Source organism: Bacillus sp. FSL K6-1006 (assembly GCF_038593175.1).
Lineage (GTDB): Bacteria > Bacillota > Bacilli > Bacillales > Bacillaceae > Bacillus > Bacillus safensis.
This window is the reverse complement of record NZ_CP151970.1, coordinates 3,188,865-3,213,679: the sequence shown is the minus strand read 5'-3', so window position 1 is coordinate 3,213,679 and position 24,815 is coordinate 3,188,865. Positions and strand designations below refer to the sequence as shown.

20 protein-coding genes are annotated in these 24,815 nt (G+C 40.6%); 10 read left to right on the top strand and 10 right to left on the bottom strand.

Annotated elements, in window-relative coordinates; translation table 11 throughout:
* Positions 1-128: 128 nt before the first annotated feature.
* The 6 genes from NSS65_RS16785 to NSS65_RS16760 all read right to left on the bottom strand — a co-directional run bounded on the left by NSS65_RS16785 (position 129) and on the right by NSS65_RS16760 (position 8,050).
* Positions 129-1,544, bottom strand: a complete 1,416-nt coding sequence (locus NSS65_RS16785; protein WP_326135258.1) for an ATP-binding protein — start codon at positions 1,542-1,544, stop codon at positions 129-131.
* Positions 1,541-2,227 (bottom strand): response regulator transcription factor, encoded by a 687-nt coding sequence (locus NSS65_RS16780; RefSeq protein WP_087977077.1) that lies wholly within the window; start codon positions 2,225-2,227, stop codon positions 1,541-1,543. The genes NSS65_RS16785 and NSS65_RS16780 overlap by 4 nt, the downstream gene beginning before the upstream one ends.
* On the bottom strand, positions 2,224-3,207 hold the full coding sequence (locus NSS65_RS16775) for a YncE family protein (RefSeq protein ID WP_144496408.1): 984 nt from the start codon (positions 3,205-3,207) through the stop codon (positions 2,224-2,226). Before NSS65_RS16775 ends, NSS65_RS16780 begins: the two co-directional genes overlap by 4 nt.
* Before the next feature lie 273 nt (positions 3,208-3,480).
* Positions 3,481-4,815 carry an MFS transporter gene (locus tag NSS65_RS16770; RefSeq protein WP_101676515.1) on the bottom strand — a complete coding sequence of 445 codons (1,335 nt, stop codon included), beginning with the start codon at positions 4,813-4,815 and terminating at the stop codon, positions 3,481-3,483.
* A 40-nt stretch (positions 4,816-4,855) separates the two neighbouring features.
* Positions 4,856-5,428 carry a TetR/AcrR family transcriptional regulator gene (locus tag NSS65_RS16765; RefSeq protein WP_034281062.1) on the bottom strand — a complete coding sequence of 191 codons (573 nt, stop codon included), beginning with the start codon at positions 5,426-5,428 and terminating at the stop codon, positions 4,856-4,858.
* A 90-nt stretch (positions 5,429-5,518) separates the two neighbouring features.
* A complete protein-coding gene (locus tag NSS65_RS16760; RefSeq protein ID WP_111926796.1) occupies positions 5,519-8,050 on the bottom strand; it encodes a PEP/pyruvate-binding domain-containing protein in 2,532 nt (843 codons plus the stop codon).
* 281 nt (positions 8,051-8,331) lie between these two features.
* On the opposite strand from NSS65_RS16760, the gene NSS65_RS16755 reads away from it, so the two are divergent.
* The 3 genes from NSS65_RS16755 to uvrA all read left to right on the top strand — a co-directional run bounded on the left by NSS65_RS16755 (position 8,332) and on the right by uvrA (position 13,740).
* Positions 8,332-8,577: a CsbA family protein gene (locus tag NSS65_RS16755; protein ID WP_034281059.1), complete on the top strand. Its 246-nt coding sequence runs from the start codon at positions 8,332-8,334 to the stop codon at positions 8,575-8,577.
* Between the two features lie 293 nt (positions 8,578-8,870).
* Entirely contained in the window at positions 8,871-10,856 is a 1,986-nt protein-coding gene (uvrB, locus tag NSS65_RS16750) for an excinuclease ABC subunit UvrB (protein ID WP_024423583.1), read from the top strand.
* A 7-nt stretch (positions 10,857-10,863) separates the two neighbouring features.
* Positions 10,864-13,740, top strand: coding sequence for an excinuclease ABC subunit UvrA (gene uvrA, locus NSS65_RS16745; protein ID WP_025093988.1), 2,877 nt, complete (start codon positions 10,864-10,866; stop codon positions 13,738-13,740).
* A 31-nt stretch (positions 13,741-13,771) separates the two neighbouring features.
* On the opposite strand, the gene NSS65_RS16740 is transcribed toward uvrA, so the two are convergent.
* Entirely contained in the window at positions 13,772-14,002 is a 231-nt protein-coding gene (locus NSS65_RS16740) for a hypothetical protein (protein WP_034281058.1), read from the bottom strand.
* 197 nt (positions 14,003-14,199) lie between these two features.
* On the opposite strand from NSS65_RS16740, the gene NSS65_RS16735 reads away from it, so the two are divergent.
* The 5 genes from NSS65_RS16735 (at position 14,200) to NSS65_RS16715 (ending at position 20,175) form a co-directional block, all read left to right on the top strand.
* The gene (locus NSS65_RS16735) at positions 14,200-14,535 is read left to right on the top strand and encodes a DUF4870 domain-containing protein (protein ID WP_081124890.1); all 336 of its coding nucleotides are present in this window, start codon (positions 14,200-14,202) and stop codon (positions 14,533-14,535) included.
* A gap of 11 nt (positions 14,536-14,546) precedes the next feature.
* Positions 14,547-15,638, top strand: coding sequence for a DUF4097 domain-containing protein (locus NSS65_RS16730; protein ID WP_024423579.1), 1,092 nt, complete (start codon positions 14,547-14,549; stop codon positions 15,636-15,638).
* 6 nt (positions 15,639-15,644) lie between these two features.
* Positions 15,645-15,839 carry a PspC domain-containing protein gene (locus tag NSS65_RS16725; protein ID WP_024423578.1) on the top strand — a complete coding sequence of 65 codons (195 nt, stop codon included), beginning with the start codon at positions 15,645-15,647 and terminating at the stop codon, positions 15,837-15,839.
* Positions 15,840-16,226 (top strand): phage holin family protein, encoded by a 387-nt coding sequence (locus tag NSS65_RS16720; protein WP_024423577.1) that lies wholly within the window; start codon positions 15,840-15,842, stop codon positions 16,224-16,226.
* A gap of 94 nt (positions 16,227-16,320) precedes the next feature.
* Positions 16,321-20,175 (top strand): metallophosphoesterase, encoded by a 3,855-nt coding sequence (locus NSS65_RS16715; RefSeq protein WP_326135260.1) that lies wholly within the window; start codon positions 16,321-16,323, stop codon positions 20,173-20,175.
* A gap of 30 nt (positions 20,176-20,205) precedes the next feature.
* On the opposite strand, the gene NSS65_RS16710 is transcribed toward NSS65_RS16715, so the two are convergent.
* Genes NSS65_RS16710 through nagA form a run of 3 tightly spaced genes read right to left on the bottom strand, consistent with a single transcriptional unit; the run spans position 20,206 to position 22,865 of the window.
* Entirely contained in the window at positions 20,206-20,931 is a 726-nt protein-coding gene (locus tag NSS65_RS16710) for a GntR family transcriptional regulator (protein WP_061110132.1), read from the bottom strand.
* Positions 20,932-20,949: 18 nt separating this feature from the next.
* Positions 20,950-21,675, bottom strand: a complete 726-nt coding sequence (nagB, locus tag NSS65_RS16705; protein WP_034281053.1) for a glucosamine-6-phosphate deaminase — start codon at positions 21,673-21,675, stop codon at positions 20,950-20,952.
* On the bottom strand, positions 21,672-22,865 hold the full coding sequence (nagA, locus tag NSS65_RS16700) for an N-acetylglucosamine-6-phosphate deacetylase (protein ID WP_034281051.1): 1,194 nt from the start codon (positions 22,863-22,865) through the stop codon (positions 21,672-21,674). Before nagA ends, nagB begins: the two co-directional genes overlap by 4 nt.
* Positions 22,866-23,042: 177 nt before the next feature.
* Here nagA and hprK point away from each other — a divergent pair, with 177 nt between their 5' ends.
* Both hprK and lgt read left to right on the top strand, forming a co-directional pair.
* Positions 23,043-23,975, top strand: coding sequence for an HPr(Ser) kinase/phosphatase (gene hprK, locus NSS65_RS16695; protein ID WP_024423572.1), 933 nt, complete (start codon positions 23,043-23,045; stop codon positions 23,973-23,975).
* Between the two features lie 11 nt (positions 23,976-23,986).
* Complete coding sequence (gene lgt / locus NSS65_RS16690) at positions 23,987-24,811, top strand: prolipoprotein diacylglyceryl transferase (protein WP_061110129.1); 825 nt, start codon at positions 23,987-23,989, stop codon at positions 24,809-24,811.
* Positions 24,812-24,815: the final 4 nt, after the last annotated feature.

Sequence of the window (24,815 nt, the reverse complement as noted above, 5' to 3'; positions counted from 1 at the left end):
ATGAAGCATTCAGCTCTCCCTTTTGAAAAATAGAATATGTGATGAAAAAGGGATTAAAAATAGTGGTTGTTAAGAAGACTGTTCAAATGTAGACAGCTGATTCTCATAGATAGTCTTCATCTCATTTGTTATTTGGTTGGCACGTCTTCAGTGAAAGGAGTATTTGGCAACTGAATGATGGCTGTCGTACCAAAGCCAGGTTCAGATTGAATGTCGAATGTTCCATGATGTTTTTTAATGATTTGATAGACAATGGCTAGTCCAAGGCCAGAGCCGCCATCCTTTCTTGTTCGTGCTTTATTTACACGATAAAATCGCTCGGAAACATGTGGGAGATCTTCTTTCGGAATACCGCTGCCTTCGTCGGTCACTTTCAATTCAGCAACACCTTGGTGAACTTGTAATTCAATCGATATTGATTTTCCAGATGGCGTGTAATGAATGGCATTATCGAGTAAATTACGTATTACTTGTTGGAGACGGTCGCTATCACCATAAACAATACAATCCTCTTCAAGCGTTCGTTTGAAAGTAATGCTTTTTTTGTCAGCGATGAATGCCATTTGATCAAGAACATCGTGGATGAGCTGTGCAAAGACGATTGGCTCCATCGTAAGTGGATAAGAGTCACCTTCTAACTGTGCAAGATCTAAAAGGTCGTGCACAAGCCGGCTTAAACGTGTGGCCTCATCTTGGATGATTTGCATTCCCTTTTTTTGATCAATGATCCCTTCTTCAATTCCTTCTGCATAGCCTTTCATATAACTTAAAGGCGTTCTAAGTTCGTGAGAGACATTCGCAAGAAATTCCCTGCGGTGCTGTTCAACTTTTTCGAGGGTTGAAGATAGTTTATTAAAGGAGCGGCTGAGCTGGTTTAACTCATCTCCTTTTTTGGTTACGACCATTCGTTTTGAGAAATCACCAGATTCCATTTCCATTGCAATTTCTTTCATTTTATTAATTGTCTGCACTACTTTATTGGAGCTCTTATATCCGATCACGAATATCAGGAGCAGAATCATTAAGATGGATATGCCAAGCGTCAATCTAATTTGGACAAAGGGTTCATATACATCTGATAAGGGCATGGAGAGGAAAATAGTTCCCGATAGATCATCATTGCTTGAGAAAACAGGGATGGCGATGCCAAGAATATCTTGGTGAAACTTTGGGTGTTCTCTAATTAACACGACGGTTTCACCTTGAAGGAGCTTTTGGCGTTCCTTGAACGTAATGAGATTATCATTTGTGTCCGTATCAAAAGGAAGTCCACTTGAAAGCTCCATTGGATCATCTGTAAAAATAATGCTTGCCTGACTTGAGTCATTTGCCCATTTCATTCTGTCGGTAAAATACTTGTCTTTCCCGTGTGTGTGATAGATTTCTGCCAGCTTCTTACCTTGCAAACTTAAGGAATCGATCTGTTTATCAATATATAAATGCTGGTATAAGTAAAAGGTAAGGGCAAGCGCTGAGGCTGCAACGATTCCGATCACTGCAAGGATTAAGAACAGTACTTTCTTTTTAATCGATAATGGCTTCATTCTTCTTCCTCAAACTTATAGCCGACACCCCAAACGGTTTTAATATATCGTTCTGCTTCCTTTAATTTCAGTCGCAGCGTTTTGATATGTGTATCGACAGTTCTTAAAGAGCCGCTCGTTGAATGTGATTCCCACAATTTTTGATAAAGGTGTTCTCGTGAAAACACTTGTCCTTGGTTGAGCAAAAGAAACATGAGTAAATCAAATTCTCTTCTTGTTAAATTAACGGGCTGTTGATGGAGGTAAACTTGTCTGCCATCTTGATCAATCTCCATGTCACCAATCTGTATTCGGCTGCGCTTTAGCGAAAGACCTCTAATTCGTCTCAGAGTGGTTTCGATTCTTGCTGCAAGCTCACGCAGACTGAAAGGCTTCATGATGTAGTCATCCGCTCCAATTTCAAGTCCTCTAATTCGGTCCTCTTCATAACTCCTCGCTGTTAAAAATAAAATCGGTATTTGAGATGTTTGTCGAATACGCTGACAGACTTCAAATCCATCCATGTCGGGCATCATGATATCTAATACAACAAGATCAACAGATTCCTTTTCAAGCTGATGCAAGGCATCTTTTCCATTATTCGCAGTGATAATGTGAAAGCCATGTCTCTTTAAAAAAGACCCGATTAACTCAAGCATATCAAGCTCATCATCTACGATTAAAATACGCATTTGTTCCTTCATTTCTTTTCCTCCAACACGATAGCGTAAGGTCCTGATGGGACATTCAGTTGATTTTTCATGATAAATGAGTGTTTATCGATGATGGATACTGAATTGTCATCCAAGTTACTCACATAAATTGATGACGTATCAGCAGTGATATAATTCGGATTTTGACCAGTTTCAACAGAAGCAAGCTGTTTATTTGTTTTGGTATCTACTTTGTATAGCGTATGATCTCCATGACATAGTACATATAAAGTAGAAGAATTTTTCTCTGGAAAAAATGCAACAGGCATAACGCCTAGCTTTATTTCTCGCTGTTTCTTGCCTGTTTTAGGGTCATAAGCAAAAATACTCTTATTTAAGGTGCCTTGTTTACCATGACCGCCGATCCAAATGGACTGTCCATCAAAATGAATCCCAGAAGGCCGTTCAAGTACAGAAAACGTACGTATATTTTTTTCCTTTTCAATATCTATGACGGAGACAGTATGACTTTCTGCATTTAAAACAAATAAAATACCTGACGAAGAAAGAGTCATAGAAGAAGGTGATTTTCCAGTTTTTACAGTCGATTTTATTTTTTTGCGCTCCGTATCAATAAAATAAACGACATTTTTCTGTGAGTTGGCAGCGATTAATGTATGAGAAGCTGCATCATATGTAAGGGAAGTCAGTCCTTTATCCACATTCATATAATCTGCTGCTGTCCCGTGTTTTAGATTAATTTCGATAAGGGATTCTCCCTCTTTACTAGTAGCGATGATGACGTCTTTATTGATTTGAATAAGATCAGTGAGTGGGTGTTTTAAATCCACAGAAGAGAGCATTTTATTTTTTTGTATATCAACTATTGAAAAGGAGGCTTTTTTTAATTGAGAGATGACAGCGATGGATTGAGAGCTGCCTGGCGGCGTAAATTGCTGTTCTTTTCCACAGCCTGTAACGAATAAAAGTAGAGCTGATAAACAGATCAAAACATATTTCACACGTTCCATTCTTCCGCTCCTTTGCTTTCTCTATTTTCAAAATCATACCACAAAAATTGTGAAAAAAAATTGAAGTTATCTATGCTGAAAGAATGAAAAAAAGCTTTTAGGTAAGTGAGGGAGACCATTTGTACCTGAAGTTCCTTTTTTGTCTGGATCATATGCCATTTTTTCTTTCTTAAAAGATGATTTTCAGGATTTGATGGATGCACTCGCTATAGTTTACAGTGATACAAATGACGAAAACTCCCCGCTCTAAAGAAACATAGAGCAAGGGAGTCATTAGGCGGAATGTTCGGATGATGGGGAGGTGGATTTGGTTCTTACACGTTGAGATAAAAAGAAACCAAGAATGCCTGCACCCATTAATACAATAAATAAAGATTGAAAACCACTCATGATCCCAATCAATGTAGACGAAATGATACTGCCAAAATATCGAAAGGTAGAGAAAATACCAGATGCTGAACCAGATAAGCTTTGATCAACAGACGTTAAAGAAGCCATCTGCATACTGGTCATCCCAATACCTGATGAAATTCCACCTGCGACAAGTGTCACGATAAGCAGAGGTAAGGTAGGGTACTGACTCAGTGTGATTAACATGATGCCTGATAAAGTGAGGCAGAGAAATGAAAAGCCAATCATTTTTTTCGCGCCTTTTTTCGGATGGAGTCTTGCCCCTAACAAGCCGCTAATAGACATGCAAAGAGAAAATACTGATAGAATAATACCGCTTTGTGTATGAGAAAGTGCAAGTTGTTGCTCCATAAACAGCGGCATAATCAGAAGGATGGCATACATCACAAAATTACTTAGCATGATTGACAGGTTCGCATTTGTAAATGAACTGTTTTTAAAAAGTGACAAATCGATGATCGGATTTTTTACTTTCCGTACATGTTTAAAGAATAAAGGAATCACGATCAACGCTAGAATTCCATAGATCAAGTATTCATTTAGCAATTGGCTTTTAGTGCATAGAATGAGTGTGGCAATCCCGATGGTTAAGTATATTGAACCAGTGATGTCTACATTTGCTTGTAAGCGGGTATGCTTTGTTTTCGGAATGAGTAATACGCCGGTAACAAGTGTAAGGAACAAGAATGGGATATTGACAAAGAATATAGAGTGCCAATCAAAACTCTGAATAAGAATCGAACCAATAAAAGGTCCAAGTGCGGCACCAATACCGGCTCCAAATCCAAAATACCCCATTGTTTTAGACAGTTTTTCGGGGGATACTGTTGCACGAATCAATGCAATGCTATTCGGTGTTAAAATAGCACCGCCAGCTGCTTGAATGGAACGAAAAGTGATGAGAAAAGCTAGATTAGGAGCTAAAGCACATCCAATTGAGCCAATTAAAAAGAGCATGACCCCAATTAAATACATTCGCCTGTGTCCGTATATATCTCCTAACTTACCAGCGATAGGTTGAGTGACTGCCATGACAATAAGGTAAATCGTGACAACCCAAGTGATGTTTGCAAGAGATTGATCATAATAAGTTGATATGGATGATAGAGCGACAGCGATCATCGTTGAATTGACGGGAACTAGTATAGCTCCAAGCAACAAAGAATAGATGACGAAACTCTCTTTTTTTAACCTCAATGTGTATACCACCTTTTGTAAAAAAGAAGAATTCCACCCTTTAAGCGGGAGAAATTCCTCTCATGAAAATGTGTGTGCATATTTCAATAAAATCTTCTTTTTGTGTGAGAACGAGTTGAAAATCTTGCTCTAGCTGCTGAATGAAAAATCCGAAATACGTACTAATGAAGATGTCTGCATAAATGTCTTCATTTCCTTTTAATACATGATGCTCGGCACCCATCTTTTTGAAATATTGTATGAGCATTTCTCTCAGTTCTTGAGGGTAAATCTTTTCATGACTGGTTAAATCCTTAAACATAGCCGGTTCTCGCATGCTGATATAAATAAATTCTTTTTTGGAAGTCAAATCTTCAAGGAAATAGGTACCGAGAAACTTCAAATCGGTGTATAAATCGCCTTTGAATTCTGCTTCTAGGATTTTTGTCGGTGTTGATTTCATTTTCATAATGGCAGCAATGACGCCGCGTTTGTTTTTAAAGTTGCGAAAAATAGTTGCTTCACTCACATTCGCTTTTGTCGCTATTTCTTTGGTTGTTGTTTTTTGATAGCCCTTTTCAGTTAATAAATCCATTGTTGCGCGAATGATTCGTTGATTTGTAGATTTTAACAAGCATACTCACCTCAGGTTATGAATGTGTTTGCAACAAAGTAAGTATACCGATAAAACCTATGGCCGCCAATATCATCCAAAATGATAAGTTTATACACGCGAATGCTGCTTTAAAATCTGAATGCGTCCATTGCTGCCATCTACTGTCACAAGGTCACCGGATTGAAGTGTTTCAGTTGCTATTCTAGTACCTAAGACAGCTGGTATCATATACTCTCTTGCGATAATAGCTGAATGAGATAAAATGCCTCCAGCATCGGTGATGACTGCTTTTGCATCTCTAAATAAGCTCGTCCATAAAGGTGTGGTCGTTTTACAAACTAAAATATCATCCTTTTGAAATTGTGAGAATTCGTCAGCACATGTAATGACTTTTACTCTTCCAGAAACAATACCGCTGGATGCGCCAATTCCATGGATCACATCGTGTGTGTTGTTTTCATTTTCTCTTAATGAACCAAGCATTCTTTCTACTTGCTGCAGTTCAGCTTCAGTTGGTGTGCCAATGTAAGCCGGTGGTTGAATGTCTTCATTTTCCTTCATTTCTATCTTTCTTTGCTGGATAACCGAATTAAATGAGATAGACGTTGTGAGCGCTTTTTGTACCTCTTCATCGTAGAGATACCAAAGATCTTCTTGATGAGGAATGGCTCCTTTTTGTACAAGAAGTTCACCAATTTTTAATAGATATACCCGGGCCTTTGCATCTAACATGGCATCAATGTAGAAGTGGTGGTCATCTCGGATATTCGCTGCTTGAAGGGCAAATTGATACAGCGTCTCAAATTTTGTTTTAAACGATTCATCCTTCACTTGATTGATAAAATGTTTATACGTCTCTTGTCTTTTGATAACTGCTTTTGCAAATTCTTCATCAAAATCACAATGGCAATGGATATTATTTCTGATGATATCTAATATAAACTCTGGGTTTTCTGCCCAAGTCTCATCTGTAAGGTCATGACTTTTAAGAGATCGCCAGCCGTAAACTTGGAGAAAACCCTCCAATTTCGAAATGAAATGCCTTCCTTTTTCCGAGTGATTGAGCGCATGTAACAGCTCCGAGTTCTTTTCATGATGAATAAATGCTTGGTGAAGTTCTGGATCTTGAAGGACATCCTTTGCGATATCAGATAGCACCTTGTCTGTTTCAAGAGATTTGTTCATCACACCTATCATCATTTCATGAAGCAAGACGACTTGGGTTTGGTCACCAGTATACGTGACAAGCATGTCTTCAATGATGGCTGATAGAATGACTTGTGGTATGACGATATCAAAATGATCATCATATGCTTGGATATAAAAATCCTTTAATTCTTCAAAGCCAATGATGGCTTTTTCAATGGTCATAGGTTCATTCATTTGGCGATCGAGTTTTTCGTAAAATGGAAAGAAATTTTTCTCTAGAATCTCATACATCCGTTCACTTAAATGTGGAAATAACTCAAATATACTTTCATCAAAAACGGGAGCAGCTCCCTCTTCCGCTTGTGGCAGATCCGGTGCTGAGTATAGGTGGCCTCTGTAAAGCTTAATATCTTTGATGTTCATATCAGGTACTTGATACTTTTCTCCATTTTTCTTCATCCCGCTTTTTAAGGCTGGTATGATCAGACTTGAGAAAAGAGGGCTCGTTGGACCAGGCATATGATCATCCATTGAAATCCAGAAATCCTGAAGCTCTTCTGGTTTCATTTGAAAAGAAGCACCTGCTGTTTCATTTACTGCTTTTGGAAGAGCTGTAGTAATCGGCCTTGCTTGAAGTAAATAAAACGACCCACCTGCAATTCCGAATTCGATATCGACTCCATGTCCGTAAAGTTCTTCTACTTGTTTCGTGATTTGTGTGATTTCTTTCAATTGATCATCGTTCAGGCAAAACTGGCCAGCCATTTCCTCCGATACCGGCTCCTCGATGACACCCTCTTGGAAAGGAACAATTTGCAGCTCTTTCGCCCCAAGTGTTTTTTCAATCGAAAAGTTCTCTTTATCTACAATAAACGTGTCTGGTGTCACAAGACCGGAGACAATTGCTTCTCCCAATCCGTAGCTTGCGGTCAGCATCATTTCATTTGTTTTCCCCGATACGGGATTCTCACTAAAGATGACACCGGAGACGTCAGAATGGATCAATCCTTGAACGACAACGGCCATGAGCGGCATCTCTTCCTCGTTTTCATTCATCTCTTCCTTATATTCTGTGACCCTCGCTGCAAAATAAGAAGACCAGCATTCTTTGACTGCCTGTAAAAACTCTTCATTTGTTTTGATATTTAAATAGGTCTCGTACTGTCCTGCAAATGAGGCGCCTTCGAGATCTTCAGCAACAGAAGAGGATCTGACTGCAACTGAGGGGTAAGTCTTCCGCAAGGATTGAAAGGACGAAAGCAGCTCTGCTTCCATTTGTAAAGGAAACGATGCTTCTTTGATTTTTTGAGAAAGGTTTTGTTCTGCTGGCTGCAGATTGTGATATGAAAGAAAGCTTGCAAAGCTGTTGGTTTTGATAATAAATCCATCTGGGACTGGCAGGCCGTGATTGTTTAATTTGATTAAATTCAGGCCTTTTGCCCCTGCGAGTGATGCGGATTCTTCAGCCGCATGAAATAAAACTGAATACATGGGAATGCCCCCTTATCCAAATAGCCAATGGTTTGTATGTCTCTCTATTTTTCAAAATGATAGTGCGCACTATCATTTTAATCATAGAATTGATTGGATGTTATTGTCAAAGACGGAAAGACCTATCTTTACAAAGGGGACAATCTCACTAATTTCCTTCTTCTTCTACAACAAAAGTCTCCGAACATGAAGAAAAAAGGCGAAATTGAAAACTGTGAATTGTTCATTATGCCAATCTTTACTATAATCAAGGAAGTAGACCATGAAGAGGGAGGGTTTTTGTGATTACAAAAGCCATATTTGCACTAGTTTTTCCTTTCCTGCTCGTTATTTTATTTTCAAAGGTTACTTACAATCATTACGTGGGCATTGCGTTAACAGCAGCGCTTTTATTTGCTTCGTACATGAAGGGATATACAGAAACCTACTTTATTGTGGGATTAGATATTATTTCTTTAGTAGCTGGGGCTTTGTTTATGGCTAAGAAAGAAATCGAAAAAAGAGAGAAAGCTGAAAAAAATCAATGATGTCATCGCCATCAAGAGCATGATGGCTGAAAATTGACATGTTTTAAACAAGAGCTGTGCTTACGATTTCTAGTAAGCGCAGCTTTCTTTTTCTGCCCATCGAATATCTCACTCCAAAATGTTCCATACTGAAAGGAAGGTTTTCTTAAGAGGGTTATTTGCCATGGGAGAGAGGGTATGACTGTATTGGAAATAAAAATCAAGTAAGAGCCGAACTTTAGTTCGTATTTTTGTGTTCTTTTATGATAATATATTCATTAGATAGATTTCGTAAACGAAACGGAGGCTTTGATGTGAGTGACCGCTTTGAATTAGTTTCTAACTATCAGCCCCAAGGAGATCAGCCAAAGGCGATTGAAAAGCTTGTTGAGGGGATCCATCAGGGGAAACAGCATCAAACGCTGTTAGGTGCTACAGGTACGGGAAAGACCTTTACTGTCTCCAACCTGATTAAAGAAGTGAACAAACCGACACTTGTCATTGCGCATAATAAGACACTTGCCGGTCAGTTATACAGCGAATTTAAGGAATTTTTTCCGAATAACGCTGTTGAATATTTTGTGAGTTACTATGATTATTATCAGCCAGAGGCATATGTGCCTCAGACCGATACATTTATTGAGAAGGATGCCAGCATCAATGATGAGATTGATAAGCTGAGACACTCGGCTACGTCCTCGTTATTTGAGAGAAGAGATGTCATCATCATTGCCAGTGTGTCCTGTATTTATGGCTTAGGTTCGCCAGAGGAATACAGAGAGCTTGTGCTGTCTTTGCGTACTGAAATGGAGATTGAACGCAATCAGCTTCTTCGTAAGCTGGTGGATATTCAGTATTCTCGTAATGATATAGATTTTCAGCGCGGAACCTTCCGAGTCCGAGGAGACGTCGTTGAGATTTTTCCTGCTTCACGAGATGAGCATTGTATCAGAGTGGAGTTTTTCGGTGATGAAATTGAACGTATTCGTGAAGTGGATGCGCTGACTGGAGAAATACTTGGTGATCGTGATCATGTGGCGATTTTCCCAGCATCTCACTTCGTCACAAGAGAAGAAAAAATGGAAAAAGCCATTATTAATATTGAACAAGAGCTAGAAGAACAGCTTGAAAAGCTTCGTGAAAATGGAAAATTGCTTGAAGCGCAGCGCCTTGAGCAGCGGACAAGATATGACCTTGAGATGATGAGAGAGATGGGCTTTTGTTCAGGAATTGAGAACTATTCAAGACATCTGACCTTGCGTCCTCCTGGTTCAACACCTTACACACTGCTTGATTATTTCCCAGATGATTTTATGATTGTTGTCGATGAGTCGCATGTGACGATTCCGCAAATCCGCGCCATGTACAACGGGGACCAAGCTAGAAAGCAAGTGTTGGTTGATCACGGATTCCGCCTGCCATCAGCACTTGATAACAGACCGCTCACCTTTGATGAGTTTGAAAAGCATATCAATCATATTGTGCATGTATCAGCAACGCCTGGTCCATACGAGCTTGAGAAAACACCAGAGGTTGTGGAACAAATTATCCGTCCAACAGGATTACTTGATCCAATTATTGAAGTTCGTCCGATTGAAGGACAAATTGATGACTTAATTGGAGAAATTCATGCACGAGTTGAGAAAAATGAGCGTGTGCTCGTGACAACACTGACGAAGAAAATGTCTGAGGATCTCACAGATTACTTAAAAGAAATCGGAATCAAGGTGAATTACCTGCATTCAGAGATTAAGACCCTTGAGCGGATTGAGATTATCCGTGATCTGCGTCTCGGTAAATATGATGTGCTTGTTGGAATCAACCTTCTTCGTGAAGGACTGGATATTCCAGAAGTGTCGCTCGTGGCCATTTTAGATGCGGATAAAGAAGGCTTTTTACGCTCTGAAAGATCCCTCATCCAGACGATTGGCCGTGCAGCGAGAAATGCAGAAGGCCGGGTCATTATGTATGCAGACAATATGACGAAATCGATGGACATTGCGATTCAAGAAACGAAGCGAAGACGAGAACAGCAAGAAGCATATAACGAGAAATTCGGGATTACACCGCAAACGATCCATAAGAAAATTCGAGATGTCATTAAGGCGACAAAGATACATGAGGATTCAGAAGAATATGAAACAAAAGCAGCACCAAAACTTTCGAAAATGAGCAAAAAAGAACGAGAAAAAGTGATCGAAAAAGTCGAGATGGAAATGAAAGATGCAGCAAAAGCGCTTGATTTTGAAAAAGCAGCAGAATTAAGAGATCTACTGCTAGAGCTAAAAGCGGAAGGATGATTGCCTGATGGCTATGGAACGAATAGAGGTGAAAGGTGCTAGAGCCCACAACCTTAAAAATATTGATGTCAATATCCCGCGTGACCAGCTAGTGGTCATTACGGGATTATCTGGTTCAGGAAAATCGTCGCTTGCCTTTGATACGATTTATGCAGAAGGTCAGCGCAGGTACGTTGAATCTCTTTCAGCGTATGCACGCCAATTTCTTGGGCAGATGGATAAACCGGATGTAGATGCCATTGAAGGTCTTTCTCCGGCGATTAGTATTGACCAGAAAACGACGAGCCGAAACCCTAGATCAACAGTTGGTACTGTTACTGAAATTTATGATTACTTGCGTCTTTTGTATGCTCGAGTCGGAAAACCTATTTGTCCTATACATGGGATTGAAATTACGTCACAAACGATTGAGCAGATGACAGATCGTATTTTAGAGTATCCTGAAAGAACGAAATTACAAGTGCTTGCGCCAGTTGTATCCGGCCGCAAAGGAACACATGTGAAAGTGCTTGATCAAATTCGGAAGCAGGGCTATGTACGAGTGAGAGTCGATGGAGAGATGGAAGACCTTTCAGAAGATATCGAGCTTGAAAAGAACAAGAAGCATTCCATTGAAGTAGTCATTGATCGAATTGTCGTGAAGGAAGGCGTTGCTGCTCGGCTGTCTGACTCCCTTGAAACGGCTCTGCGGCTGGGCGAAGGCCGAGTGATGATTGATGTGATTGGACAAGAAGAGCTGTTATTCAGCGAACATCATGCTTGTCCGCATTGCGGGTTCTCTATTGGTGAGCTTGAGCCGAGAATGTTTTCATTTAATAGTCCTTTTGGTGCCTGCCCGAGCTGTGATGGGCTCGGTTCAAAACTGGAAGTCGACCCTGAGCTTGTCATTCCTAATAAGGATCTGACTTTACGGCAGCATGCCATTGCACCATGGGAGCCGCAAAGCTCGCAATACTATCCGCAGCTTCTTGAGGCTGTTTGTACACATTATGGCATCGACATGGACATTCCAGTGAAAGATATCCCATCGCATTTATTTGATAAAATTTTATATGGAAGCGGATCTGAACGGATTTATTTTAAATATGAAAATGATTTTGGTCAGGTACGTGAAAATGAAATTGAGTTTGAAGGCGTTCTTCGTAATATTGAACGGCGTTATAAGGAAACCAGCTCTGATTATATTCGTGAACAAATGGAAAAATATATGGCCAATCAGCCATGTCCGACATGTAAAGGATATCGTCTGAAAAAAGAAACGCTGGCGGTTCTCATCAATGGCAAGCATATCGGAGAAATCACCGATTTGTCTGTCTCTGATGCCCTTGATTTCTATGAAAAAATTGAGTTGTCTGAGAAAGATTTGCAGATTGCCCAGCTCATTTTACGTGAAATCAAAGAGCGTTTGTCCTTCTTAAATAATGTGGGATTAGATTATCTGAATTTGAGCCGGTCCGCTGGCACACTATCAGGCGGAGAGGCGCAGCGGATTCGCCTGGCGACTCAAATCGGGTCAAGGCTGACAGGTGTTCTTTATATATTAGATGAACCATCCATTGGTCTGCATCAACGCGATAATGACCGGTTGATCGGGACGTTGAAAAACATGCGCGACATCGGGAACACACTAATTGTCGTGGAGCATGATGAAGATACTATGCTAGCCGCTGATTATTTAATAGATATTGGACCTGGAGCAGGAGTTCATGGGGGAGAAGTGATTTCAGCTGGAACGCCAGAAGAAGTCATGAAGGACCCGAAATCCTTAACAGGACAATATTTATCTGGTGAGAAATTTATCCCGCTGCCAATTGAGAGAAGAAAGCCTGACGGCCGCTATATTGAGATAAAAGGTGCAAAAGAAAACAACCTGAAAAACGTGAATGCGAAGTTTCCTCTGGGCGTCTTTACAGCTGTGACCGGAGTATCCGGCTCAGGGAAAAGTACGCTTGTGAATGAAATTCTATTAAAATCACTTTCGCAAAAATTGCACAGAGCGAAAGCGAAGCCAGGGCAGCACAAAGAAATCAAAGGAATGGATCATTTAGATAAGGTCATTGATATTGATCAATCTCCAATTGGCCGTACACCAAGATCCAACCCTGCCACGTATACAGGTGTCTTTGATGATGTGCGGGATGTGTTTGCACAAACCAACGAAGCAAAGGTACGAGGCTATAAAAAGGGCAGATTCAGTTTTAACGTCAAAGGAGGGCGCTGTGAGGCGTGCCGCGGGGATGGCATCATTAAAATTGAGATGCACTTTTTGCCAGATGTGTATGTGCCTTGTGAAGTGTGTCACGGGAAACGTTATAACCGCGAAACACTCGAGGTCACATATAAAGGAAAAAACATTGCTGATGTGCTTGAAATGACCGTAGAGGATGCACTCCAATTTTTCGAGAATATCCCGAAAATTAAGCGGAAGCTTCAAACGATTTATGATGTGGGGCTAGGATACATTACACTTGGACAGCCTGCAACGACATTGTCCGGAGGAGAGGCGCAGCGCGTGAAATTGGCATCTGAGCTTCACCGCCGTTCAAACGGAAGGTCTCTTTATATTTTGGACGAGCCGACAACAGGTTTGCATGTGGATGATATTGCCCGTTTATTAAAAGTGCTTCAGCGTTTGGTTGAAAATGGAGATACGGTGTTGGTCATTGAGCACAACCTTGATATTATCAAGGCTGCTGATTACCTTGTTGATCTCGGACCAGAAGGCGGTGCAGGCGGCGGAACGATCATTGCCTCTGGCACTCCTGAGCACATTGCAAAAGAAGAAGCATCTTACACAGGAAAATACTTGAAGCCTATTTTAGAGCGTGACCGTAAACGCATGAAACAACTGGTTAAAGAAACGGAAAGTGTGACTTCTTCATAAAGAAAACCCCTCGATAAGAGGGGTTTTCTTTTTATTGCACATCTTCCTTCGGCATTAAATTACTGAGGTGCGTTAAATCCTTTAAAATATGGGTGCTGCTGCTGTCGAGCAGTACCTTTAAATAACGGATATCACCATACTTTGGATGAGACGGATGAATGGTCTCAAGCTCCTTGATCATATCGCTGTTCATGCTTTTTTGTTTCTGTATAAGGTCTAAAAGCGTTTGAGCCGTGTGGTTTGAATTATGATGATCTGTCAAAATAATTACCCCCTATAATGATAATCACCATCTTTTCAACATATTTTAAAGGGTAATCTGTGAAGAATCTACTCTTAGGTGCAAAAAGAAATAATTTGTGTCTAAGGTCATATGTAAATCGAATGATTTTGAAACTTTTTATACGCAATAAACGTATGAGTTAGAAAGGAATTTTCGTTATGAAGGAGCGAATATATATGAATAGAGATCAGTCGATTATTGCTTCTATTTGTTATTTTAGTGTATTGTTTATGCCGTTTATCGTACCGATCGTGGCGTTTTTTGTAGTAGATCAAAAGGAAACGAAGCGGCACGCGATGCGGGCATTATGGTCACATCTTTTGCCAGTCGCAGCGTGCATTCTGTTGGTTTTTGGGTCTATCCCATTTTTATTGGCGACACAGGCAGGCGACTCGCTCATTCCAGTCATGACGGTGTTCATCTTGTCTTTTTTAGTAGTTATTGGCTTTTTGATCTCTGTCATTTGGAATATCATTCAAGGTATTAAAGTACTTCAATCCATCAAATCTTAGGAGGGCTTTGTATGAATGAAAAAGAACGAATTTTAAAATTAGTAGAAGACGGAGTATTATCAGCAAAAGAAGCAATTACGCTGCTGGAAAAACTAGAAGAAGGTCAGTCAGTCTCATTAGAAAAGTCTACGGCTGATCACACCTTTCATGAAGAAAAAGCTGGAGCAGAGAGCAAAGGAAACGGCACCGAAAATCTTGGGGCAAAGCTGTTTGGCTGGTTAGACTCTGCGGTGAAAAAGGTAAAAGACGTGGATCTTGATTTGAACTTTGGACAGTCCGTTGATGTTGAGCACATTTTTCAGTTCAAGGACGCATCGCTTTCCCATTTAGATATTCAATTGGCGAACGGCAGCCTCAACGTGATGCCTTGGGACGATCGAGATATTCGAGCAGAGTGTCATGCAAAAATTTACCGTGCAGAGGATGGAGAGCAGGCAAGACAGCAATTTCTCAATCAATTGGACTGCGGGCTTGAAGGAGATAAATTTTTTATTCGAACCGAAAAGAAGACGATGAAAGTCAATGTTACATTATACGTACCGCGTATCCAATACGATAAGATCAAGGTCAAGCTGTTTAATGGACCGATTCGCGGGGAAAAGCTAAAGACAAAAGAACTTGCCGCGAAAACGACTAATGGTGTTGTCTCTTTTGCTTCGTTACAAGCAGAAAAAGTCGGAATAGAAACAGCAAACGGACAAATCAAACTGGCAGATCATGAGTGTGGTATGATTGAAGTAGAAACCATCAATGGGCTCATAGACCTGCGCGGGAAAAGTGAATCAATTGATGCTCAAAGCTTTAATGGAAATATTGCTGTTCAGCTGTCAGATGAAAAGTGCCGTTCCATCTATGCGAAAACGACAACAGGCAGTGTGGACGTTCAGATTCCGCGTGCATGTGCAGTGACCGCTGAGCTGAAAAGCAATCTTGGGTCTATCTCTCACGATTTACTTGATGCAGAGATGATTAAAGAAAAAAATGAAACATTACAAAAAGAGAAAATGATCAAAGCCAATCAACAAGCGGTGCACAGTATATCCATTTTTGCAGAAACAAAAACAGGCTCAATACAAGTAAAGCACCAATCAGACAAGGAGTGATTCTACATGAAGAAGCTTTATCGTTCAGCAACAGATAAAAAAATAGCGGGTGTTGTTGGTGGACTTGCGGAATATTTAAGTGTGGATGCATCGCTGCTTCGCATTTTAACCGTCATCATCGGATTTTTGACAGCATTTATGCCGATCTTCCTGATCTACTTCATCTGGTATTTTGTTGTTCCGGAAGAAGGCACTAAATAAATGCTTAGATGGATTGTCAGTATTTTAGTAAATGCATTACTTTTAATCGTCATTGCTGGATATTTTGATTCGGGCATTCTGCCTGGGCTCGGGAGCGTGTATATTGAAGGTTTTGGTGCAGCCATTGTGGCAAGTATCATTTTGTCCTTGCTCAATATTTTAGTGAAGCCGTTTTTGATCATTTTAACGCTTCCAGTGACCGTTCTTTCACTAGGATTGTTCTTATTTGTCATCAATGCGATTACACTCATGATGACATCGAGCTTTATGGGAGATAGCTTTAACATTGATGGATTCGGAACGGCCATTTGGATGGCTGTCATTTTATCCATTTTCCATCTGTTGATACAAAAAGGAATTGTAGAGCCGTTAGCGAAAAAAAGCTAACGGTTTTTTTGTGCAAATTTGCATCGTTTCTCTCTTCCATCTGACATAAAAACGACCTTCAGGAGACACAATATCCGAAGGGAGGCGGTGCAAGATGGTGAACGTGAGCAGACAAATCATGCTTTTATGTTTTTTTATCATTCTTTTTTGTTTCAGTCAGCCTGCTTCAGCAGGACCTTTTCTTCAAACAGAAGTGAATGTACCGGACAAGCCTTTTTCGCCTTTTATCTTTGACCAATTTCATGTGGACGTCCGCCCGGTTCTAGGAAAAAGCCATGATCTACAGTTTCGTGCGTCCATTAGTGACCAAGAACAGATTTTGTCTGCGAACTTGTATTATAAACAAAGTGATGAACTGGGGTACCGCTTGATTCCAATGGAACGGCTGCCAGGGATGAAGCCAGAATTTACCGCGAAAATTCCGCCAGATCAATTATGGAATCCAACCGTTCGTTACTATACAGAGTTCCTTACGCAAAAATCAGTAATCAAAACGGCAGAGAAATCGGTTCATTTAAATGGATTTGAAGAAGATCTTTCACATATTCCGGATTTATTCATCACAGAAATTGTCGTCAATTCAAAAAACCGAAAAGGCAAAGATGCTTTTGAGTTTATCGAAGTGTATAACACGACACATGCGCCTATCTCTCTTAAACATTATCAGCTCCGCTACCGCAATCCTGCACAGGGCATTGAAATGGATGATGTATATTCCTTTCACACAAATCCAGTCACCATTTCACCTGGAAAACCTTATGTATTCTGGCTGAGAAAAAAAGGGCAGGAGCATTTAACGGCAGCGGACTTTAATGCCATGTACAAAAGCCAATTAAAAGAGGGCGAGCATCTATCTATTATCGAGAGCAAAGGGCTGTCCAACTCTAAATCTCGTCTTGTTTCGATCACAACAAATATAGGTGAAGAAATTTCTTCTGCCGCTTTTCGTTTGAAGCCATCATGGTTTAGCGAGCATAAATCCTTGCTGTTCAAGTATCCAATGGATGGTACGACGCAGACGAAGCTGATTTCGAAAATTGAGGAAGAACCCACTCCAGGTAAAGTGCTAAAAGCACAAATTCCATCGGAAAAAAAGGAAATTTCTCAAGATATCCATAAACCTGTGATTGAAGATATGACGGTAAGGAAACCGGTGAAACCAACTGAAAGTGTAGAGATTAAAGCAGATGTCCAAGATGATCAGGCTGTAAAAACCGTCAAGCTGCGCTATCGAACGAATCGAAAAGATCCGTTTAAGGAAATCCTGCTGCAAAAAGACCATAATGACCGGCTATTTCATCATATTATTTATTCACCTGAGTTGATTGGGAAAGAACAATTGGAATATCAGCTTGAAGCGTCAGACGGCGAAAATGAAGCCAAGACGTTGAAAAAAACGATTGATGTGGAGCAGGTCAGTAAAGCCCACGGTCTGCGATTCAATGTAGAAGAGGGAGATACGGTATCAGGTTTATTTTCATTAAAGGCAACGTCTGATCAGAAAAAAAGCATCGAATTACGGATAGATGGAAAACGGAATCAGCAAGTATCCTCTGCCCTTGAAGCAGATCCATATATCGCATTTGATGTCAAAGGAACAAATTTATATTTTAAAAATGGTGTGTCTATAGGTAGGCGTTTACTTTCTATTTTTGATGATTCGACAAAAGTGTACCGTACCTATACAATGCCAATACCCGAAGAAGAGATAAAAAAGGCAGGTCTCCAAACGATCTCTTTTCACGCTGGCACAAAGTCTTCTCCGGTGGACCGGCTGCCTGGAGAGAATCATGATGATTTTGAATTGAAAAACGTCAGGATGATCTTATCGAATGGAACACAAATTCCGCCAATCAATGCGAAGCCGAAAAAAGAATGGAGAATGGGAGACAGCGGGAACGCAAAAAAGGTGAGAACGTTTCAATTTGAGATTCCAAAAGAGGCGTATATTTCAACCTATATAAAGTGGGACACAAAAAGGCTGAAAGAAGGGCCGCACCTGATTGAGGCCAAAACCTCAGACGAGCACGCTTCAGTACGTGTGAAAGTTGATAACACTGGGCCGAAAATTAAGACCAACGTACAAGCAAAGGATCAATATAAAGGCGCCTTTACATTAAAAGCAAAAGTAACGGATCGCTGGAGTGACATAGAGGAGTTGAAGGCATATGTAGATGGCAAACCAGTTTCTTTACCATATCAGACGTCCTCTAGTGAATTAAAGCCTGGAAAGCACACGTTTACAATAAAAGCAAAAGACGCTGCCGGGAACATGTCGACGTTGAAAAAAGAGTTCAAGACGGTACATGAGCATCCTGAAACACCAGAGCGGGTGGCAGATAAGACGAAAATGAAATCATCAAAACAAACTGTGCTAACCAAGGATCCAACGAATGATAAGTTAGATTACTCTTTTTATCGTGCCTATCAATATACATCGTTGCATCCATCAATGAAGATTTTTAAGTATGCAGCAGAGACAGAACCGCCTAAGAGTTATCTCCAAAAAGGAGAAATGATTTTTTCTGATCAAGAAAGGAACCGCATTGCATTTGTTGATGGGAAGGCAGTTGAAACGAAGGATTTACAGCGCTTTCCTTATCATCGTTTTCAAATTAAGGTCCATCATGATGTACGTGAAAAGGATGTCGTCGAAGCTGTATGGAAAGGGAGTTCCTTGTCAGGGAGAAAGGTGACAATGTACGCGTGGAATCACCAGCAGGAAAAGTGGGATAAAATCACTCATCACTTTGCCAAGGATCAAAAGGAATTTTACCTGAAAGGGCTGCTGTCAGTCAGACAGTACATGAAGAATCAAACGTTTGATTTGCTAGTACAGGATGAAATCAGCAAATCGCAAAAGCCATATAAGATGATATGGATGTCTGATACTCAATATTATGCAAAGAGCTATCCTCATATCTTTAAACAAATGGTCGAATGGATCAGAGATCAAAGGGAAAAATTAAACATTCAATATGTGTTCCATACAGGCGATATTGTGGATGATTCAAAGGATAAGCAATGGCACCGTGCTGATATGTTTATGCGTGTATTAGATGAGAATCACATTCCCTATGGTGTTTTAGCAGGAAATCATGATGTTAGACACAAGGATGGTTTATATGCGGAATACGGAAAATATTTCGGGGAAAAACGCTTTGCGGATAAGCCTTACTATGGTGAATCCTATCGAAACAATAAAGGTCATTATGATCTCATCTCTGCCGGCGGCAATGATTATATGATGGTGTACATGGGCTGGGGGATTAAGCAAGATGAAATTGATTGGTTAAACCGTGTCATTTCTGAGCATCCAGATCGTATCGTCATTTTAAATTTCCATGAGTATTTGTTAGTGAGCGGCAACCGAAGCCCGATTGGCGACCTCATCTTCCACCAAGTGGTGAAACGTCATCCTAATATTGTGGCCGTATTTAGCGGCCATTATCATGGAGCAAGCAGGAAAGTAGATGAGCTTGATGATGACCATGATGGAAAAGTAGACAGGAAAGTATATCAAATACTCGCCGATTATCAGTCAGGACCTGAAGGTGGTCAAGGGTTTATGAGGGTGATAACAGCCGATCAAGAAAAAAATCAGCTTCACTTTACGACATACTCACCTTACTTGAATCAAGAGCATTTTTATGATCCTAAAACGTATGGAGATCAAGATGAATTTTCAATCGATGTGGATTTGACACCGAAAATGAAATCTGTCAAAACCAATTATTTTGAACTCAATGTGTATACGAATGTTCTTCTAGGAGAGGCTCGAGGCATAAAAAGCGGCAAAAAAGCGAGCTTTGAGTGGAAGGGCTTAAAGCCAAATGAAGATTATTATTGGTACACTGTAGCAAAAGATCGTTTTCAAGGAAAAGCCATTTCTCCAATATGGAAAATTCATACAAAAGATGATGACGAAATAAAATTTCTTAGGAAATAAAAAAACAGTGCTCCGTGTCAGGGGCACTGTTTATCTTTCCATTGTATGAATGAGCTTGTAACGATCCCCTCTATAAACGGAAACAACATACTCAAATGGAATGTCTTGTTGAAAAAAAGTCGTTCTTGTTATGGACAGCACAGGGTCTCCTGCTAGAATAGACAGCAAGTGTGCTTCTTCCTTTGAGGCAACATTGGCTTCAAGCTCCTGTTTGGCATGAGCAATGACATGGCCAGTGTGAGTTTCAATATATTCATATAAAGAGCCAGTTAAATGTTCCTTTGTTAAATCTCCTGCAAATCTTTCAGGTATATAGCTCGTTTCAATCGCCATCGGTTCATCATTTGCAAGGCGTATCCGTTTTAGTTCAAATACAGCATCACTATTAGTCAGCTGTAAGACGGGCAGCAAGTGCTCTGGACATGCGGTTTTTTTAAAGTCAATCAGCTGGCTTGATGCTTTGAGCCCACGCTGGCGCATATCCTCTGAAAAGCTTGTTAAGCCTTGAAGCGGCTGTTCAAATTTTTTCCGGCTAACAAAGGTGCCTTTTCCTTTTTGACGATACAAATATCCTTCGTTCACAAGATTCGATAAGGCTTGTCTGACAGTCATTCGACTAATACCAAAGCGTTCGGCATATTCTCTTTCAGAAGGAATGAGTGTATCAGGTGCTAATGTTCCATCCTCAATCTGCTTTTTCAAGTTCTCCATAATCTGATGGTACATCGGAATAGGTGACTGCTTATCAATAAACATGTGAAAATCCTCTCGTTTTTAGCGTAGTGATCCAGCTTCTCGATCAATCATAACCGTTACATCTTCATGAAGTTTCAGTGCAGACGCTGGGAAGTCCGGATGAATCTCTGCCCGTTCTAAATATTGTATCACTTTCGCTTTTGATTTTCCCGAAGCAAGAAGGAGAATCTTTTTACTTGAAAGAATGCTCGCGATTCCCATTGTGATGGCATGTGTAGGTACCTCATCAATAGAAGAAAAGTATCTTGCGTTAGCCTGTCTCGTGTTTTCATCTAACTGCACGACATGAGTCTTTGAGTTGAAAGGGGTACCTGGTTCGTTAAAACCGATATGCCCATTTTGACCGATTCCAAGGAGCTGAAGATCGATGCCGCCTACATCCTCAATGAGCTGGTCATATCTTAAGCATTCCTTTTCTAAATGAGCTGCTTTGCCATTTGGAAGAAAATACTGATCCTGAGGGAGATCAATATGGTCAAATAAATGACGTTTCATGTAGGTCATATAACTATTTTCGTGTTCTGGATTGAGTCCTGCATATTCATCTAAATTGATTGTTTTTGTTTGCTTGAAAGACAGTTGATTCGCTTGATGAAGTTGAATTAACTCTTTGTAAGTTTCAATAGGTGTACCGCCCGTTGCTAGACCGAGTACGGCATCGGGTTTAGCAGCTATTGTTCTTGCAATAATGGCAGCTGCTTCTTTTCCTAATTGATCTTTGCTTTCAAATTCGATGATGTTCATGAGTGGTTGGCCTCCTTTTTTTCAAAGACGATTTGTCCACGGCAGATCGTCATCATCAGTTCACCAGATTCATCCCAAATCACCAAATCTGCTATTTTTCCAATTTCGATGGAACCGAGCTGTTGGTCAAGACCCAGTTGAGCGGCTGCATTGGTTGAGGTCATCTTCGCAATCTCTGTCCATTCACAATTTGTGAGCTGTTTCATCCGTTTGACGCCATCTTTCATTCGCAAAATTGATCCTGCAAGTGTCCCATCGTCCAGCAATGCTTTTTCGCCGCTGACTGTGACCGTCTGACCGCCAAATTCGTATGTTCCATTCCCAAGACCTTTTGCACGCATTGAGTCTGTGATCATGATCAAACGATCACTTCCTTTTGCCAAATACGCAAGCTTGATGGAAAGAGGGTGGGAGTGAATCCCATCTGTGATCAGCTCGGTATAAAGGTTCTCATTCGTAAGAGCAGCACCTACAGCATTCGGTTCACGATGCTGAAACGAACTCAGTGCATTATAAAGGTGTGTTACATGGCGTGCACCATGCTTAGCTGCTAAATTCATCATGTCATGATGGGCATTCGTATGTCCAATAGAAGGAATCATGTTCATTTCCTGTAACATGGAAAGGAAAGCAAAATCTGTGTCTTCCTCAGGCGCAAACGTGACAATTCGAATGAGCTGTTCAGAAGCATCCAGCCATTTTTTAAAAAGCGGAATATCGGGCTGTTTAATCCATTGAACAGGCTGTGCCCCTGCCTTATCTTTAGAAATAAATGGACCTTCTAGGTGGATTCCTATACATTGTGCCTGACTTCCTGCTTGTTCTTCATTACTTTGTTTCCACTGAGCGACATTTTTAAGTGCCTGCTCAATCTCATGATGGTTTTGTGTGATGGTTGTCGCTAAAAAACTTGTCGTTCCTTCGGACGGAAGGTTGTCAGCGAGTGTATTCATTGCTTCTGCTGTCGCATCCATCATGTCTGCACCATATCCGCCATGGATGTGAATATCAATCATTCCAGGGAGTAAATAAAAGTTTTCCCGGGAAATATATACTTTTTCATAATTTCCTGTCGGTGGAGATGTTGAAATATAGTCAATCTTGCCATCGCGTAAACCGACAAAACCGTTTTCAATGATCTTTGTCTTTGTCACAATATGAATATTGGAGAGCAATAAAGAACCGCTCATGTTTGAGCCCCCTTATTCGTTATCTTTACTTTAAGTTTACTCTTTTTAAGTATAGTTGTCTATACCAGTTAGGGCGGTCAAACAGGAACAGGATAAAATACTGTTTTGGGTTCATCATTGAAAGTGATAAAATAGAGCTGTATTTCTGAATCGCCTGTGATAAAAGGAGGAAGAAGCGTGCCGAAAGTTCGTACGAAGGACATAATGGAACAATTTCATCTTGAACTGGTAAGTGGGGAAGAAGGGATTAATCGTCCCATTACAATCAGTGATCTTTCCAGACCAGGTATTGAAATGGCTGGTTATTTTACATATTACCCAAAAGAAAGAGTTCAACTTTTAGGGAAAACAGAGCTTTCTTTTTTTGAACAGCTCCCAGAACGCGAACGAAAGCAGAGAATGATGTCTCTTTGTACAGATATTACCCCTGCCATTATTTTGTCACGAGATCGTGATGTCCCGAAGGAATTAATCGAAGCATCAAATGAAAATGGCGTGCCCGTTTTACGATCTAGCCTAAAAACGACAAGACTTTCGAGTCGATTGACCAACTTTTTAGAAAGTAAGCTTGCACCAACGACTGCTATTCATGGTGTGCTCGTAGATGTATATGGTGTAGGTGTATTATTAATTGGGAAAAGCGGAGTTGGAAAAAGTGAAACAGCCTTAGAATTAGTGAAGAGGGGACATCGGCTGGTCGCAGACGATTGCGTGGAAATCCGTCAAGAGGATCAGGATACATTAGTCGGGAGCGCACCAGAGCTGATTGAACATCTTTTGGAAATCCGCGGGTTAGGTATTATTAATGTGATGACCTTATTTGGAGCAGGCGCTGTTAGAAGCTATAAGAGAATTACGATTGTAATGAACCTTGAGCTTTGGGAACAAGGCAAACAGTATGATCGTTTAGGACTTGAAGAAGAGAAAATGCGCATCATCGATACAGATGTGCCGAAGCTGACGATCCCTGTACGGCCAGGTCGAAACTTAGCTGTCATCATTGAGGTGGCTGCGATGAACTTCAGGCTGAAACGTATGGGACATAATGCAGCAGAACAATTTACAAGTAAACTTGCCGATGTCATTGAAGACAATGGCCAGGATGAATAGGAGTTGACTATATGAACGAAGCAATTCAGCCAATTGATCCGATTGCTTTTCAGCTTGGACCTATTTCGGTTCATTGGTATGGTGTGATTATTGGGGTCGGGGCCTTGCTTGGACTCTGGCTCGCACTGAGAGAATGTGAAAAAAGAGGAATCGATAAAGATATGTTTATTGACTTAATCTTATTTGCCATTCCAATAGCGATTATTTGTGCACGAATTTATTATGTATCCTTCGAATGGGATTACTATCAGCAGCACCCAAACGAAATCATTAAAATTTGGAATGGTGGAATTGCGATTCACGGCGGGCTGATCGGTGCCGTGCTGACAGCCATCGTTTTTACAAAAGTGAGAAAGGTATCCTTTTGGAAAATAGCTGACGTCGCAGCACCTAGTATTTTACTAGCGCAGGCAATTGGGCGCTGGGGGAACTTTATTAACCAAGAAGCGCACGGTGAGGCGGTTTCAAGAACCTTTTTAGAAAATTTGCATCTGCCTGAGTTTATCATTAATCAAATGTATATTGATGGGACCTATTATCACCCGACGTTCTTATACGAATCATTATGGAATCTTGCCGGTGTTGTCATATTGATTTTACTACGCAGAACATCGCTGCGCAGAGGCGAAATCTTCTTGTCTTATTTAATTTGGTATTCAATCGGCCGTTTCTTCATAGAAGGGATGAGAACAGACAGTTTAATGCTGACAGAGCATCTTCGAATCGCACAGATGATTTCGATTGCGATATTCGTAGTGGCTGTTCTACTGATTTTCTTTAGAAGAATGAAAGGATACGCATCGATTCCGTATAAAGAGAACAACTCATCGAATTAAGCAG

Coding starts and splice junctions, on each gene's coding strand:
- NSS65_RS16785 (WP_326135258.1), bottom strand. CDS start 1,544: ATGAAGCCATTATCGATTAAAAAGAAAGTACTGTTCTTAATCCTTGCA.
- NSS65_RS16780 (WP_087977077.1), bottom strand. CDS start 2,227: ATGAAGGAACAAATGCGTATTTTAATCGTAGATGATGAGCTTGATATG.
- NSS65_RS16775 (WP_144496408.1), bottom strand. CDS start 3,207: ATGGAACGTGTGAAATATGTTTTGATCTGTTTATCAGCTCTACTTTTA.
- NSS65_RS16760 (WP_111926796.1), bottom strand. CDS start 8,050: ATGTATTCAGTTTTATTTCATGCGGCTGAAGAATCCGCATCACTCGCA.
- uvrA (WP_025093988.1), top strand. CDS start 10,864: ATGGCTATGGAACGAATAGAGGTGAAAGGTGCTAGAGCCCACAACCTT.
- NSS65_RS16735 (WP_081124890.1), top strand. CDS start 14,200: ATGAATAGAGATCAGTCGATTATTGCTTCTATTTGTTATTTTAGTGTA.
- NSS65_RS16730 (WP_024423579.1), top strand. CDS start 14,547: ATGAATGAAAAAGAACGAATTTTAAAATTAGTAGAAGACGGAGTATTA.
- NSS65_RS16725 (WP_024423578.1), top strand. CDS start 15,645: ATGAAGAAGCTTTATCGTTCAGCAACAGATAAAAAAATAGCGGGTGTT.
- NSS65_RS16720 (WP_024423577.1), top strand. CDS start 15,840: ATGCTTAGATGGATTGTCAGTATTTTAGTAAATGCATTACTTTTAATC.
- NSS65_RS16715 (WP_326135260.1), top strand. CDS start 16,321: ATGGTGAACGTGAGCAGACAAATCATGCTTTTATGTTTTTTTATCATT.
- NSS65_RS16710 (WP_061110132.1), bottom strand. CDS start 20,931: ATGTTTATTGATAAGCAGTCACCTATTCCGATGTACCATCAGATTATG.
- nagB (WP_034281053.1), bottom strand. CDS start 21,675: ATGAACATCATCGAATTTGAAAGCAAAGATCAATTAGGAAAAGAAGCA.
- nagA (WP_034281051.1), bottom strand. CDS start 22,865: ATGAGCGGTTCTTTATTGCTCTCCAATATTCATATTGTGACAAAGACA.
- lgt (WP_061110129.1), top strand. CDS start 23,987: ATGAACGAAGCAATTCAGCCAATTGATCCGATTGCTTTTCAGCTTGGA.